The 14,195-nt window shown below is 57.8% G+C and carries 13 protein-coding genes and 1 pseudogene; 11 read left to right on the top strand and 3 right to left on the bottom strand.

What is annotated here, in order from left to right; all coding sequences use genetic code 11:
- Positions 1–600: a 16S rRNA (guanine(966)-N(2))-methyltransferase RsmD gene (rsmD, locus tag J2T21_RS18840; protein WP_307583520.1), complete on the top strand. Its 600-nt coding sequence runs from the start codon at positions 1–3 to the stop codon at positions 598–600.
- Here the strand turns inward: rsmD and J2T21_RS18835 are convergent.
- Together J2T21_RS18835 and J2T21_RS18830 are read right to left on the bottom strand one after the other, a co-directional pair.
- Positions 562–1,341, bottom strand: coding sequence for a spermidine synthase (locus J2T21_RS18835; protein ID WP_307583518.1), 780 nt, complete (start codon positions 1,339–1,341; stop codon positions 562–564). The genes rsmD and J2T21_RS18835 overlap by 39 nt on opposite strands.
- Before the next feature lie 2 nt (positions 1,342–1,343).
- The gene (locus J2T21_RS18830; RefSeq protein WP_307583516.1) at positions 1,344–2,555 is read right to left on the bottom strand and encodes an aminotransferase class I/II-fold pyridoxal phosphate-dependent enzyme; all 1,212 of its coding nucleotides are present in this window, start codon (positions 2,553–2,555) and stop codon (positions 1,344–1,346) included.
- A gap of 118 nt (positions 2,556–2,673) precedes the next feature.
- Between J2T21_RS18830 and coaD the strand changes: the two genes are divergently transcribed.
- From coaD to J2T21_RS18780, 10 genes are all read left to right on the top strand, one after another.
- Entirely contained in the window at positions 2,674–3,150 is a 477-nt protein-coding gene (gene coaD / locus J2T21_RS18825; protein WP_307583515.1) for a pantetheine-phosphate adenylyltransferase, read from the top strand.
- Between the two features lie 49 nt (positions 3,151–3,199).
- The gene (gene galU / locus J2T21_RS18820) at positions 3,200–4,096 is read left to right on the top strand and encodes a UTP--glucose-1-phosphate uridylyltransferase GalU (protein WP_307583513.1); all 897 of its coding nucleotides are present in this window, start codon (positions 3,200–3,202) and stop codon (positions 4,094–4,096) included.
- Positions 4,097–4,236: 140 nt separating this feature from the next.
- The gene (locus J2T21_RS18815) at positions 4,237–5,292 is read left to right on the top strand and encodes an LCP family protein (RefSeq protein WP_307583511.1); all 1,056 of its coding nucleotides are present in this window, start codon (positions 4,237–4,239) and stop codon (positions 5,290–5,292) included.
- A 134-nt stretch (positions 5,293–5,426) separates the two neighbouring features.
- Positions 5,427–6,275, top strand: a complete 849-nt coding sequence (locus tag J2T21_RS18810; protein ID WP_307583509.1) for an ABC transporter permease — start codon at positions 5,427–5,429, stop codon at positions 6,273–6,275.
- Positions 6,259–7,122 (top strand): ABC transporter ATP-binding protein, encoded by an 864-nt coding sequence (locus J2T21_RS18805; protein ID WP_307583507.1) that lies wholly within the window; start codon positions 6,259–6,261, stop codon positions 7,120–7,122. The genes J2T21_RS18810 and J2T21_RS18805 overlap by 17 nt, the downstream gene beginning before the upstream one ends.
- Positions 7,119–8,165 carry a glycosyltransferase family 2 protein gene (locus J2T21_RS18800; RefSeq protein WP_307583506.1) on the top strand — a complete coding sequence of 349 codons (1,047 nt, stop codon included), beginning with the start codon at positions 7,119–7,121 and terminating at the stop codon, positions 8,163–8,165. The genes J2T21_RS18805 and J2T21_RS18800 overlap by 4 nt, the downstream gene beginning before the upstream one ends.
- Complete coding sequence (locus J2T21_RS18795) at positions 8,162–8,986, top strand: CDP-alcohol phosphatidyltransferase family protein (RefSeq protein WP_307583504.1); 825 nt, start codon at positions 8,162–8,164, stop codon at positions 8,984–8,986. The genes J2T21_RS18800 and J2T21_RS18795 overlap by 4 nt, the downstream gene beginning before the upstream one ends.
- Before the next feature lie 55 nt (positions 8,987–9,041).
- Positions 9,042–9,884 (top strand): glycosyltransferase family 2 protein, encoded by an 843-nt coding sequence (locus tag J2T21_RS18790; RefSeq protein ID WP_373458075.1) that lies wholly within the window; start codon positions 9,042–9,044, stop codon positions 9,882–9,884.
- A gap of 53 nt (positions 9,885–9,937) precedes the next feature.
- Positions 9,938–10,399: an adenylyltransferase/cytidyltransferase family protein gene (locus J2T21_RS18785; protein ID WP_307583501.1), complete on the top strand. Its 462-nt coding sequence runs from the start codon at positions 9,938–9,940 to the stop codon at positions 10,397–10,399.
- A 350-nt stretch (positions 10,400–10,749) separates the two neighbouring features.
- A complete protein-coding gene (locus J2T21_RS18780; protein ID WP_307583499.1) occupies positions 10,750–12,816 on the top strand; it encodes an acyltransferase family protein in 2,067 nt (688 codons plus the stop codon).
- Positions 12,817–13,083: 267 nt separating this feature from the next.
- Here J2T21_RS18780 and J2T21_RS20905 read toward each other — a convergent pair.
- Positions 13,084–13,601, bottom strand: a pseudogene (locus tag J2T21_RS20905) (transposase); the annotation flags it as partial.
- Positions 13,602–14,195: the final 594 nt, after the last annotated feature.

Genomic DNA, 14,195 nt, shown 5'->3' with positions numbered 1-14,195 from the left:
ATGAGTCGTATCGTGGCCGGCGCCGCCGGAGGAACACCACTGAAGAGCGTGCCGGGGGACTCCACCCGGCCCACCACCGACCGCGTCAAGGAAGCGTTGTTTTCCCGGCTCGAGAGCTACGAAGTACTGACCAACGCCAGGGTTCTAGACCTGTACGCGGGCGCCGGTTCACTGGGCGTCGAGGCAGCAAGCCGCGGGGCGCGCTCCGTCTTGCTCGTGGAGCTTGCGCCCAAGGCCGTAGCCGTATGCCAGGCCAACGCCGGACTCGTCAACAAGGCCCTGCGCAAAGACCTGGTCAGCGTCCGCCGCGGCTCGGTCGATTCGGTCCTTGATTCTTTTGCCCCTGTTCCCGGCGGCAGCGCGGGAAAGACCTGGGACTTGGTGTTCATGGATCCGCCCTACCCGCTGACAAACGAGGAGCTCGCCAAGACCCTGGAAAAGGTTTCACTGGTGCTCGACGTCGGGGCAACCGTGGTCGTGGAACGCTCGACCCGATCCGCCGAGCCCACCTGGCCCGCGGGACTGGAGAAGTTCGCCGACAAGAAGTACGGCGAAACCCGGTTATGGTTTGCCGAACCCGTCCAGGTCGCTGCCGAATAGCACCGTGCCTGGGTGCGGACCCGCGGCCCGCAACCGATCCACCATGGCCATGTCGATTTTCGATTGGGTGCCGGCCAAGATCATGTTTCCTGGATACCTTCGGGAAAAAATCTCGGTCGGTGCGCTGGCGATGAGCGTTCGAAAAACCTGAGACATGGCCTGGATCTGTGAGTCGGCGAAGGAAAACGGCGGATCGTCGCCAACGTTGACCAGTACGATCCCGTTCGGCCGAAGCAACGCGTTCATCTCGGAATAGAAGCCGGGGACGGTCAAGTGATGGGGAGCCCCGGAGCCGCTGAAGATATCCAGGACGATGATGTCGAATTTCTCAGCGGCCAATTCCTCGGTCAGTACCCGCCGAGCGTCCCCAATAAGTGCTTTGAGATTCTTGGGGTCACCCATGGGGAGAGCCTCAAGGACAAAGTCGAGCAATTCTCGTTCGAGGTCTACGGCTACCTGCTGGCTTCCGGGGCGCTTCTTCTCGATGTAGCGTGCCAAGGTCAACGCGCCGGCCCCGAGATGGAGAACCCGCAAAGGGGCTCCGGGCGCGGCCTGCTCGTCCACATGGTTGGCTAGTCGTCGAAGGTACTCGTAGAAGATCTGCTCGGGGTGATCCACATTGACGTGGGATTGTTCCGCGCCGCCCAAGGTCAGGACCCATGCCCCTGTAACGAAGGCGTCCTCCTCCAAGGTGGCGTGGGCCCCGAGGTTGCTGAGCCAGCGGCTGGCACGTTGCACCATGTTCAGCCACCCAGCTTTGCCGTGAGCAGGGACAGCCTTCGGGACGCCTCGGTGAGTAGCTCCGGCTTCTTGCAGAAGGCAAAACGCATCAGAGTGCGTGTGCGCTCCGCGCCTTCTTCATGGCAGAAGACGGACAGCGGGATGCCTGCGACGCCGATCTTTTCGGGCATTTGGCGCGCCAGCTCCAACGCGTTGTCAAAACCGAGGGGTGCCACGTCGCCGACGATGAAGTAGGTTCCTTTCGGACGGTAAACCGTCATTCCAGCCGATTCAAGGCCCTTGGCCAATATCTCGCTGCGCTGACCAAGATCCTTGGCGAAATCCGTAAAGAAGTTGGCCTCGCTGGCCAGCGCCTCGGCAACGGCCGGTTGGAATGCCGTGCCGGAGGAATAGCTAAGGAACTGCTTGACCGTTCGGACCGCGGCGATCAGGTCGGCCGGGCCGGTGGCCCAGCCGACCTTCCAGCCGGTGAACGAAAAGGTCTTGCCCACAGATGAAATGGTGATGGTGCGGTCCCAGGCTCCCGGAAGGGTGGCGATGGGGATATGGGATAAACCAAAAGTGAGATGCTCGTAGACCTCATCCGAGACTATGAGGCAATCGTGCTGCTTGGCCAAGGTAACGATCTCAGCGAGCAGGTCCTGGCCAAAGGCGGCGCCAGTCGGATTGTGCGGGTTGTTCAACACCACCATCCGTGTGCGTGCGTTGAACGCCTTGCGGAGTTCCGTGAGGTCTGGCTGGAAATCCGGCGCGTTCAGCGCGACGGTCTTGTGGACTCCGCCAGCCAAGCCGATGGTTGCACCATAGGAATCGTAGTACGGCTCAAAGGTGATGACCTCGTCTCCGGGCTCCACGAAAGCAATAACGGCAGCGGCGATCGCTTCGGTGGCGCCAGTGGTGACAACCACTTCGCTCTCGGGGTTGACGTCCAAACCGTAGAAGCGCTTTTGGTGATCCGAGATGGCCATGCGGAGGGGGAGTATTCCGGAACCCGGGGCATATTGGTTAAGATTTCCCGAAATGCCGTGGGCAGCCATGCCCTTGAAGACGCTAGGCCCGTCGGTGTCGGGGAATCCTTGTCCGAGGTTGATGGCCTGGTGCTTCGCAGCAAGGGTAGTGATCTCCTCAAAGATGGTGAGACCAAGGTCACCGTTGGGGGAGAGGAGGTTGGCGCCTGCAGCCATGCGCTGCCAAGGAAATTCGAATGAGGGCATGCCCCCCATTATCCCGTCATCGACCGGCTCCGTATGCAGCCCACCGGGAAACGACACGTTGTGTCATCAAACCATGGGAAGCAACTGTGCCCATAGCCGAGTTGATAGATTGCAAGGTATGCGTCGAGCCGTCTGCCCCGGGTCCTTTGACCCCATCCACAATGGTCATGTTGAGATCATTGCCCGTGCCAGCAACCTCTTTGACGAGGTCATCGTGGCGGTGTCAACCAACTATGCCAAGAAATATCGTTTCGAACCCGAGGAACGCCTCGAAATGGTTCGGGAAACCATTGGGGGACTGCGCGGTGTCAGTGTTGAGCCCATGGGTGACGGACTGCTCGCCGACTTTTGCAAGCTGCATGGGGCCGATGCGATCGTCAAGGGACTTCGGTCCACTGTTGACTACCAGTATGAAACCCCCATGGCGGTCATGAACCGCCACCTGACCGGTGTGGAAACAGTGTTTCTGGCCGCCGATAATCGCTACACGCATCTGTCCTCATCCTTGTTGAAGGAAGTCCAGTCCCTTGGGGGAGACGTTGCGGACTACTTGCCGAGAACAGTGCTCAAGAGGCTGCGAAGCAGCTCGCAATAGGCCCAAAGCGTTTCGATGTTTGTGCATTGAATGACGTAAAGTCGAATCCATGACTCAAAGTAGGCGTGTAATTAAGGCCGTTATCCCTGCGGCAGGTTTGGGGACGCGTTTCCTGCCAGCGACCAAGGCAATGCCCAAGGAAATGCTGCCCGTCGTTGACCAGCCAGCCATTCAATACGTTGTTGCCGAGGCATCAAAGGCCGGACTTACCGATGTACTGATGATCACTGGGCGAAACAAGCGGGCGCTGGAAGATCACTTTGACCGGGTCCCTTCCCTCGAAGCAACCCTCGAGGCCAAGGGCGACACCGAGAAATTGCAGCTGGTGCAGGGCGCCACGGCTCTGGGAGATATCCACTACATCCGACAGCGTGACCCAAAGGGTCTCGGACACGCAGTGCTCTGCGCCAAACAGCATGTTGGAGACGAGGCCTTCGCTGTCCTGCTCGGTGATGACCTCATTGACGAACGGGACGAGCTTCTCTCGATCATGATCGACGTGCAGGAGAAGACCGGTGGTTCGGTTATCGCGCTTATGGAAGTGGATCCTGCACAGATTAGCGCTTACGGTTGCGCTGATGTCTCGGCCGTAAACGGCGAAGATTACGTCAAGGTCAACGGGTTGGTGGAAAAGCCCGCAGTCGAGGATGCCCCGTCAAACCTCGCGATCATCGGGCGTTACGTCCTTCACCCGCGTGTTTTCGAGGTACTTGAAGAGACGAAGCCTGGACGCGGTGACGAGATCCAGTTGACCGACGCGCTGGAGACCTTGGCCGTGGCAGAGGGTCCGGGCAGTGGCGTTCACGCCGTCGTGTTCCGGGGTCGGCGATACGACACCGGCGACAAGCTGAGCTATCTTCAGGCTGTGATTTCCTTGGCAACGGAGCGGCCGGACATCGGCCCGGAACTGCTTCCATGGCTCAAAGACTTCGTCGCCGGGCGCTAGGATTCTTGTAGTTGGCAAGGCTAACCCAGCATCCTCACAGGGGTGTTGGTTAGCCTTGCTTTGTTTGTGCGAAAGTTGTCGACCGAAACATTGCCTCGAATCGTCCAAGGCTTCTCGTTCCGGTTTTTTGGAGACGTTGATTGACTGACAATAGAGAATTTGAAGGCGGTTACCTACCGCGGCGGCTGGCCCGTCGAAAGAAACGCACTGGCCTTGTTGTGCTTCTGAGCGCGATTGCCGTGGTGGTCGTGGCGGCAGTTGTGGCCAGTACCTACCTCGGTAGTCTTGCCCAGACGTTTGACAACAAGACGCAGGTAATTGCAGAAGCTTTCCCCGACGAGGAATTGCGCCCGATCAAGAACCCCGATGACGGTTCCTTGAATTTCCTGTTGCTGGGCGTCGACCACGGTGCAGAAGGCGCGGAGACGTCCGACTTGCTTAAGGGCGGTGGCACGGATCAGCGATCCGACTCGATGATGCTGATGCACATCCCAGAGGACCGCAAGGGCGTATACGTAATGTCGATCGTGCGTGATCTCTACACTGACATTCCTGGATATGGGCGCCAAAAGATCAATGCCTCCATGTCGCTTGGAGGTGTGCCCCTGGTGGTCCAAACGATCGAAGGCATGCTGGATACCAAGATCGACCATGTGGCCATGATTGACTTCGATGGCTTCAAGGAACTCACAACTGCACTTGGTGGAGTCACCGTTCACAACGACATCGAGTTCTATTCGACTGACAGCAAAAAGTATTTTTACCCTGTTGGTGATGTTGTTCTTAAGGGCAACCAGGCCCTGAGGTTCGTTCGTGAACGGAAGCCGTTCGTCGACGGCGACTACCAACGCGTGAAGAACCAGCAGAAATTCATCAAGGCCGTCATGAACGGATTGCTGTCCAAAGACACGCTGACAAATCCAGCTACGGTCTACGAGGTGATTGACCAGATATCCCCCTATCTTTCGCTGGACGATGGTTTTGATGCGGCAACAGCCGCTGGACTGGGACTTCAGCTGAAAGGCCTGCGAGCATCTGGCATCGAAATGTTCACCCTGCCAACTGCCGGAAGCAGTACGTCGCCTGGCGGGGAATCGATCGAGCTTCGTGACGAAAAGGCCATCGAGGAGATCGGCAAGGCGCTTCGAACCGACACCCTTAAGGCTTACTTGGACAGCGCAAACTTAGAGCATTGAGAAGTGATGCATAGATCACACATCGTGATATGGGACGATGCCGATCGGCCTTCAGTACGCGCATCTACTAGACTTCAATAGGTTCGCCGGCCAGAGCCGACGTGACAACCGTGATCAACGAGGTATCGAAAACTATGACAGCTGCCGAATATGCGGCGCAGTACGGCCTGAACAGGGTCGGCGCTCGCCCAAGCCTGGTGAGCTATCTGAAGCAGGCCTGGGGCAGACGTGACTTCGCCTACGAGCTAGCCAAAAGCCGTGTCCAATCGGAGAACCAACGCAACCGCCTCGGCATGTTGTGGGTGATCATCAAGCCAACCATGAACGCTCTGATGTATGGGTTTATTTTTGGAATCCTGCAGGGTGGTAGCCGAGGCCATGATTTTCCCGTTTACGTCGTCATTGGCGTATTCCTCTTTGAGTTCTTTTCGGGATCCGTAACCACCGGGGCAAAGGCAATAACCGGGAACGCGGCACTGGTGCAATCGCTAGCCTTCCCGCGCATCACGCTGGTGATTTCCGCGGTAATCCAGCAATTTTTGACACTGGTCCCCATGGTTGTAGTCATGTACCTGTACTGCATGATCTTGGGAACATATCCACGCTGGAGCTGGCTGATGATCGTTCCCGTGTTGGTAATGTTCACCATGTTCAACACCGGCATGGCCTTGATTTGCGCCCGGTTGACTGTGCACATTCGTGACTTCACGCAGATTCTCCCGTTGATCACGCGGATACTCTTCTTCACCTCCGGTGTGCTCTTCCCCGTCGAAAGGGTCCTGAATGCATTCCCTTTCCTCGTGCGGGTATTTGATTTCCATCCGATCTATCAGGTCCTTCAGGTTGCACGCGGATCCATTATGAACGGTGTGGAGTACCCGTCGTTCTATTGGATGGTCATGGCAGTCTGGGCCGTGGTCGCCCTCGTTGGCGGCACCATCTACTTCTGGGCAGCCGAGGAGCGTTATGGTCGAGTTGACTAACTTCGATGATCTGATCAACCCCCGTCTACACGGCAAATTCGAACCGAAACCTGTCTACGATCCGGAACCCCACGATGCCCCTGCGGCATCAACCATTAGGATCGATGAATCCCGTACACCGGTTGTCATCGTTGATGACCTCCACGTCAAGTACCAGGTATACGCGAGCGGGAAAGCCGCCGGATCCGCAGGAGCCAAACGTTTGCTGCAAGCTTCCGCTCGAGGGATTCGTGAAGTGCACGCGGTGAAGGGTGTTTCCTTCGTTGCCTATGAGAACGAATCCATCGGGATTGTTGGGTCGAACGGTTCAGGGAAATCCACTCTCATGCGAACCATCACTGGGCTGACCACGCCGGCATCAGGATCGGTCTATGCATCTTCGCGTCCGAACATGCTTGGTGTTGGCGCTGCCCTGATTGCTGATTTGTCAGGTGACAAGAACATCATGCTTGGCGGTCTGGCGCTCGGTTATAGCCGCCAGGAAATCAACCGGATGCGCGACGACATCATCAAGTTCGCAGAACTTGAGGAATTCATCGACCTGCCGATGCGTACCTACAGCTCCGGAATGTCCGCTCGGTTGAAGTTCGCCATCGCAGCTTCGAAGCAGCACGACATCCTCATCGTAGATGAGGCACTTGCCGTGGGCGATGCCCGCTTCCGCAAGCGGAGCGAGGCCAAGATCCGTGAAATCCGCGAAAACGCCGGCACCATCTTCCTGGTTTCGCACTCCATGAACTCGATCTTGGATACCTGCAACAGGGCGATCTGGATTGAGAAGGGCGTACTGATGATGGATGGGGATGCCAAGACCGTCGTCAATGCCTACAAGGGCAAAAAGAAGTGACTGCAGCACGGGATTTGGGAGTTTCCTATGTGATGCCGGTGCTCAATGAAGCCGGGTACCTGCGAGATGCCGTCGCCAGCGTGCTTGGCCAGAACTACGCCGGCGACAAGGAAATCGTACTGGCGCTTGGCCCCAGCGCCGATTCCACTGACGAAGTCGCCGCGGCGTTGGCAGCCGAGGACTCCAGGGTCAAGCTGGTCCATAACCCGCAGGGACGCACTCCGATTGGCCTGAATCTTGCGATCAAGGCTTCGCAATACCCGATCGTGGTGCGCGTCGATGCGCACAGCGAACTTGCGCCCAATTACACGGCTCGCGGTGTCGAAACTATGTTCCGCGTCGATGCACACGACGTGGGGGGACTCATGGATGCGCGGGGGAAGAATCCGCTTCAGCGAGCGGTGGCGGCCGCCTACCACTCCCCGTGGGGTCTTGGCGGCGCGGCCTATCACAGCGGTGCCCCGGAAGGACCATCGGAATCTGCCTATCTGGGAATTTTTCGCCGCGAGGTCTTTGACGAAGTCGGCTACTACGACGAATCGCTGCACCGTGCCCAAGATTGGGAACTATGCCTTCGTATTCGCCAAGCCGGATTCAAGGTGTGGTTTGATCCTGAACTTGAGACCGCATACTATCCTCGCGACAAGTACAAGGCATTGGCCGCGCAGTCCTATGCCTCGGGTGTCTGGCGGGGCGAACTGTCACGTCGTTACCCGGACGGAAAATCCATCCGCCACGACCTGCCGCCATTGATGGTTCTCGGAACCACCTTGGGGGCGGTTGCTTGGATCGTTGACCCGTGGCTGACGACCGATGCCCCCAACACCGTAAGGGTGGTCCTCAACTTGTTGAAGCTCGCACCGGTGGCTTACGCCGGTCTTGTGGTATTTGCGACGCTGACCGGCAAGCGAACAACCCTGAAGGAAAAGCTTTTGATGTTCGGTGTTTTCCCTTCCATCCACTTCCCTTGGGCCGTTGGCTTCGTGAAGGGTCGTGTTCATGGCGCTCAAGGCACCTTGGACCGGGGCCGGGTGCGTTCATGAACAACGAGACCATCCGCCCCAGCAACCCGACGCTCGAGCAGCTGCGCGCGGTCTGCCAGCCTCCCGAAGTCCGTGCCAGGCGCAACGCCGAGCACTGGACCGCGGAACTCTACCTGCGCCACATCTCCATCTACTTGACCGCAGCGCTGGTGCGTACACGCATCAGCGCCAACGGCGTCACCGGGCTCATGATCCTGGCAGGATGGCTGATGTCGGCGGCGCTGCTGATCCCTGGAGTGTGGGGGCCGCTATTGGCGGTGGTCCTATCGCAGGTGCAGCTCTACTTCGATTGCAGCGATGGGGAAGTAGCCCGCTGGCGAGGCACGCAGTCGCCGCGCGGCATCTTCATCGACATGGTGGGGCACCATACCACCGAGGCACTGATTCCCATCGCTTTGGGCTACCGGGTATTCCTTGAGCTGCAGACCCAAGGTGCCGATGCGGCACAGGCATGGCCGACGTTTTTTATTGCGGCGGTTCTTTCGGTGCTCCTGGTGTTGAACCGCTCGCAGAGCCTCATGGTCCATGCGGCACGAAGCATGGCCGGGCTGGGCAAGCTGCCTGACACCGCAGAGGCTCGTGCGGTGTCGCAGACCAGCCTGGTTGGTAAGCTTCGCTCTGCTGCCCGCTTCTTGCCCTTCCACAAGATGCTCCACGCAGTGGAACTCAGCCTTCTCATCCTGGTGTTGTCTATTGTTTCGGCCATCGTCGGTGTTCCCGGCATCGCTGAAAAGTGGATGCTCTGGATCCTGTTGCCTGCAGTTGTCCTTGTGAATATCGGACATTTTGTTGCGACCATGGCCTCTCCTCGGTTGCGGTGAAGCCTTGACGATTTTAGATGCCAATCTTCCTTCGGTCGGTGTCGTGGTGCTGACCATGGGCGACAGGCCCGTGGAACTGGACCGCGCCCTGCGGAGTCTCCTTGCCCAGCGCAACGTCAAACTAGACGTCGTGGTGGTGGGCAATGGCTGGGATCCGATCGGCCTGCCCCATGGCGTGCGAGCCCATTATCTGGAGGACAATCTGGGTATCCCGGCAGGCCGCAATGCAGGGGTGCCGCTGGTGACGGGGGAGTATTTGTGCTTCCTGGATGACGACTCATGGTTTTTGGATGGGGATTTCCTCGAAGAAGCAATCTCCCGGTTCAAACTGCACCCGAAGATGGGGCTGCTCCAGCCACGGATCACCGATCCTGAACGTGATGACGACCCGACACGTTGGATACCTCGTTTGAACAAACGCACGGCCGAGGAATCCAGCCGCGTCTTTCACGTGGGTGAAACCTGTCTGATAATGCCTCGGTTCATTTTCGACGAAACCGGAGGATGGGCCGGTGGTTTCTGGTACGCCCACGAGGGAATCGAACTCGCGTGGCGGGTCTGGGACACTGGTCATCACGTTTGGTACGCCGGTGACATGAGAATCGGCCACCCTGTCGTAGACCAACGTCGACACGAGGAGTTCTACCGCCTCAACGCAAGAAACCGTGTGTGGCTAGCCAAGCGGAACCTACACTGGCCATTTAGCTGGATCTACGTTGGTAGCTGGGCCCTGATTGAGAGTGCACGGTTGCGCAGGGATCGCGGAGCAGTGCGACAGTACTTCAGCGGATGGATGGGGGGCTGGCGGGAAAGTCCCTGGTACTCAACACCGCGGCGCAAACTCAAGTGGTCGACCCACCTGCGGATGCTGTTGGCAGGCAGACCACCCGTAATCTAAGACCTTCGATCCGTGCGTCCCAGGGCGCAGCAAAGCAGCAAATGGAGTTGAACATGGCAAAAACAGTTCTGACATACGGCACGTTCGATCTTTTCCACGTTGGTCACTTGAACATCCTCAAGCGCCTAAAGGAAAAAGGCGACCGTTTGATTGTCGGCGTGTCCACCGACGAATTCAATGCCATCAAGGGCAAGAAGCCAATCGTTCCCTTCGAGCAACGCATCGAGATCGTCCGGGCGATTAAGTACGTGGACGAAGCCATTCCGGAGGACAACTGGGATCAGAAGCGTCTGGACATTACCAAGTACGGTGTCGATGTCTTCGGCATCGGAGAGGACTGGAAGGGTAAGTTTGACGACTTGGGCGACAAGGTCGAGGTTGTGTACCTTCCCCGCACCTCGGGGATCTCCACCACCGAACTGAAGCGGGTGCTGAGTGCGTTCGACGAGCGTCACGTGGCCAAGCTGAAAGACACCCTCGACAGCCTGAGCCAGATCGTCAAGGAGCTCAGCTGAGGTCTTTCAGTTCTGCAATAACGGAATTCAACTATGTAGTGTAGGGACCGCTACGTTGATAGTGAATCTCCGTCCGAGCACGGCTGTTTTGATGTGACTTAGTTTAGGTCTACGTCTCAGCTGTTGGCCCACCGGGCTCGGTCCCGTGCCCTCGAGCTATCGGCCGGCTCAGGGCTCAGAGGCTCGGAGAACGTCCCCCCGGATAGTCCGGAACAAATCGTGCGCCATTGACACCCGCCTACTGTTGCACTCGGTGGCCACAGCGTAAGGCTTAGAGGCGAGGATTACGTGCCAGAGAACTGGGGTATCTTGAACCACGTCTTCCAAAGGGAAAGAACCAACGAGAGATTATGAGTAAAACGAACACCCGAACGTCCTTCCGGCTCGACATTCAGGGACTGCGAGCCATTGCAGTCGGGCTCGTAGTCATATACCACCTGCACCCGGCCAGTCTCACCGGGGGCTTTGTAGGTGTGGACGTCTTCTTCGTTATCTCTGGCTACCTAATTACGTCCCACCTGGTTAGGCACCCGCCCCGTACGCCAAAGGAGTTCGGGGGCTTCTGGTTACGTCGCATCAAGCGCCTCTTGCCAGCTTCAATACTGGTGCTTCTAACGACGGTCATCGCCGTCCGCGCCCTCGCGCCCCCATCGTTTTGGCGAGAGAATACCTTCCAGGCCATAGCTTCTGCATTCTATTCACAGAACTGGTACCTGCTGGCGACTAGCGTTGACTACCTGGCGGAAGACAATGCGCCCACGGCCGTGCAGCATTATTGGTCACTGGCTGTTGAGGAGCAATTTTACCTACTGTGGCCGCTGTGCATCGCCGCTCTGTGGTGGTTTGCGGTGCGGAAAGAACTCATTCCCAAACGCGTAGTGTCCCTCGGTGTTTTATCGATTGTGGTTACTTCGTTGGGCTATTCGATCTACTTGACGTCTGTTGATCCAGGGGTTGCATACTTTTCGACATTTACTCGGGCTTGGGAACTTGCTTTGGGCGCCCTGGTGGCGCTCGCACCTGCTCCGCAGTACCGCATCAGTTCCTCGTGGGTCGGAGCCGCGATTGCATGGACCGGTCTTGCTGGAATTGTGGGTGCTGGAATCGCGTACGACTCGACAACACCATTTCCCGGCTATGAAGCGGGTTTGCCAGTTCTTGGGTCCGCGCTGGTAATTTGGATTGCAGCAACGTCACGCTTCTCACCAAACTGGCTGCTCAGTTCGAGGCCATTCCAGTTCCTCGGGGGCCATTCCTATTCGATCTACCTCTGGCACTGGCCTGTCATCGTTCTCCTGCCCTTCGTTTCGGGCACTTTGGGTGTCTTGGACCTGTTGGCGGCGACAGTGGCGATACTTATTCTTTCCATGCTCTCCAAGAGGTACGTCGAAGACGCATTCCGCAAGACCCTCGATGTCTCTAGGATCGTGACACCGCTGCGGTTCCTTGTCATCGGGACTGCAACCGTGGCACTGCTCGCTGGAGGCATTGCCGGAGAAGCAAAAATTCGCGAACAGTCAACTTCGGTTACGCTTTCAGCCGCACTCGATGGGACAGTTCCATGCTTCGGCGGTGCTGCCCTCTTGGACCTCAATGATGGTTGCCAATACGATGCTAATAGCGAGCTATTGCTGTCGCCAGCGCTGGCCAAGAATGATAAATCGCAGGCATATGCCGATGAATGTTGGTCCAGTGCACCCTTCGAAAAGAAGCCCACGTGCACCTATGGAACAGGAAAGAACAAAGTCGCACTTGTTGGGAACTCGCACGCGGGACACTGGCTACCGGCACTTCAAAAAATCGCCGTGGACAAAGACTGGACCATCACGACCTTCTTAGTCGATCGCTGCAACCCCACGGATGCCATGCTTAAATTCGATGCGGAAATCAAGTCGCGAGGTTGCGAGGCTTATGGCAAATGGGTCATGGACCAAACGAGTCACGGGGAATTCGATCTCATTATTACCTCGGAGAGGCAGTCCATTCCAGTAGTTAACCATTCCTTTGCCACCACGGAAGATCCGGCCCGTGTCGGCTACGAAAGTTATCTCAATCGCTGGACGGCCTCCAACACCCCGATTCTGATCATCCGGGATACGCCGTTCCCGGGAGCCACTCTCAAGAACATTCCGGATTGCGTAGCGACCGCTACTGACGCAAATGCGGAGTGTTCTGGCAGCGCCGAGGAATGGGAGTGGATGGATCCGTTGGTGGCCGCTGCAGAACGAGCCCCACACGAAAATGTTGCGGTTATCGATCCGACGCGGTACTTCTGCCAAGATGGCACCTGTCCCGCCGTGATTGGCGGGGTGGTCGTTTACTTCGATGCGTCGCATATCACTGCTACCTATGCGTCGACTCTCGCGGCCTTCCTGGAAGCAGATCTCGATAAAGCCTTGAAGAAAATTAGTGGATAGATGTTTGGAATGTAGCCACCACGGGATAAGCGAGGTGGGTATGAAGTGGGGGACAAGATTCGTGGTGTTTCGGTGTTAGTATCGGTTTCTCAATCCGTGTCGTTGACAGCCCAAAGAGAGTGGCTGTCAACGACAGTTTGAAGCTGCCTGCGGGCTGCAAACGAATTCGCCCCTGCTTGGTTTCGATCGATCTATTCTTCTATGTCCGTCAGGGCGCTTCCTGCGCCTTTTGGCCTGAGTCGAGGCAGTCAGAATCCAGAACATGCTTCAGGCCAGGAAGCGCTTGGCGCAACGCAGGATTTCATTATCGACTTTGCCTTCGGCGTTTCGGCGCGATGGATCGGCAGGTTTCGGCGTCATGCGTCATCCTCGTGTTCGCAGCCATGTGAAGCGCGCTGATAAGCCTTCTATCTCCTCCCCAGTTCAGGCGATGTCGCATCGTGTTGCCCGACGATGCCGGAATGGGAATCATGCCAGCCAGACAGGCGAAAGCCGCGTCGCTACGGGCGCGTCCCTCGTGTGACCACGCCACCAAGCATTTTGCCGCGGTCACCGCCTTGAACACTTTCTCCACGGTTAGAGGGGCAGCCTCGCTGTCGTTGACCAGCCCGCCCAATTGCTTTTCGCTGGACTTCACCTGCTTCTCAAGGTTGAGGATTTGCTTGGGCTACACGGATTGCCTCGGCCCCGGCGACACCCAAAGCCAGTTCTTCCTCACGCTCACGCCACCGGGAGATCTCCTTGATCTGGGTGGCGGTGAGCTTCTTGCGGGCATCGATACCGATGAATATTTGCTCCTGCGGGGGCCAGCCACATTGCCAGTGGGGACCATCCCGGGAATACGTGAATATTCCCTTTGGGAGCCACCAATGGCGTGCTTGGGAGCCACTTGGCCGGCGACAGACGACGGTACCAGTTCGGTGAGCCGGTCGGGAGGGACCGATTGCTCGGGACAATCCGATGGGCGTTGCAGTGCCCCAGACGAGCCTGGCCGGTTCAATCCTGCCGGTGTAAAGCGGACCCTGCCGCCCCCCGGAAAATGCCTGCGCACGCTGCTTGGGCACATGCCACGCCGCCGCGGCAGGACGCTGTTCCGCGCACAGTATGAAGTCGAGCCGACGCCCGCGGCCCGGCCCTGGCGTCCACGACGACGCAGTCCTGAACCGGATCATCCACAACACCCTCTGGATCAATGCCCGAAGCTGCAACAAGAGGGAGCGATTCGGCACCTTTCACCATGAGCGGATCGATTGGACATGTGGCTCCCATCCGGGCTGCTGCTGGGGTCAAGTCCCGTGGAGTGGTGTAACCATTTGGTGATGCTTCGAGGTTGCTGGGGCTAGAAGCTGTGGTTGTCGGACGCGGAGTCGGGTTCCTCC

This window comes from Paeniglutamicibacter psychrophenolicus, from assembly GCF_030812255.1.
In the GTDB taxonomy this organism is placed as follows: domain Bacteria; phylum Actinomycetota; class Actinomycetes; order Actinomycetales; family Micrococcaceae; genus Paeniglutamicibacter; species Paeniglutamicibacter psychrophenolicus_A.
The sequence above is the reverse complement of the archived record's forward strand: the minus strand, read 5'-3'. Positions and strand labels throughout refer to the sequence as shown.

Excerpts from the sequence above, each read along its gene's own strand:
- rsmD (WP_307583520.1), top strand. The coding sequence starts at position 1 with ATGAGTCGTATCGTGGCCGGCGCCGCCGGAGGAACACCACTGAAGAGC.
- J2T21_RS18835 (WP_307583518.1), bottom strand. The coding sequence starts at position 1,341 with ATGGTGCAACGTGCCAGCCGCTGGCTCAGCAACCTCGGGGCCCACGCC.
- J2T21_RS18830 (WP_307583516.1), bottom strand. The coding sequence starts at position 2,555 with ATGCCCTCATTCGAATTTCCTTGGCAGCGCATGGCTGCAGGCGCCAAC.
- coaD (WP_307583515.1), top strand. The coding sequence starts at position 2,674 with ATGCGTCGAGCCGTCTGCCCCGGGTCCTTTGACCCCATCCACAATGGT.
- galU (WP_307583513.1), top strand. The coding sequence starts at position 3,200 with ATGACTCAAAGTAGGCGTGTAATTAAGGCCGTTATCCCTGCGGCAGGT.
- J2T21_RS18810 (WP_307583509.1), top strand. The coding sequence starts at position 5,427 with ATGACAGCTGCCGAATATGCGGCGCAGTACGGCCTGAACAGGGTCGGC.
- J2T21_RS18805 (WP_307583507.1), top strand. The coding sequence starts at position 6,259 with ATGGTCGAGTTGACTAACTTCGATGATCTGATCAACCCCCGTCTACAC.
- J2T21_RS18795 (WP_307583504.1), top strand. The coding sequence starts at position 8,162 with ATGAACAACGAGACCATCCGCCCCAGCAACCCGACGCTCGAGCAGCTG.
- J2T21_RS18790 (WP_373458075.1), top strand. The coding sequence starts at position 9,042 with ATGGGCGACAGGCCCGTGGAACTGGACCGCGCCCTGCGGAGTCTCCTT.
- J2T21_RS18785 (WP_307583501.1), top strand. The coding sequence starts at position 9,938 with ATGGCAAAAACAGTTCTGACATACGGCACGTTCGATCTTTTCCACGTT.
- J2T21_RS18780 (WP_307583499.1), top strand. The coding sequence starts at position 10,750 with ATGAGTAAAACGAACACCCGAACGTCCTTCCGGCTCGACATTCAGGGA.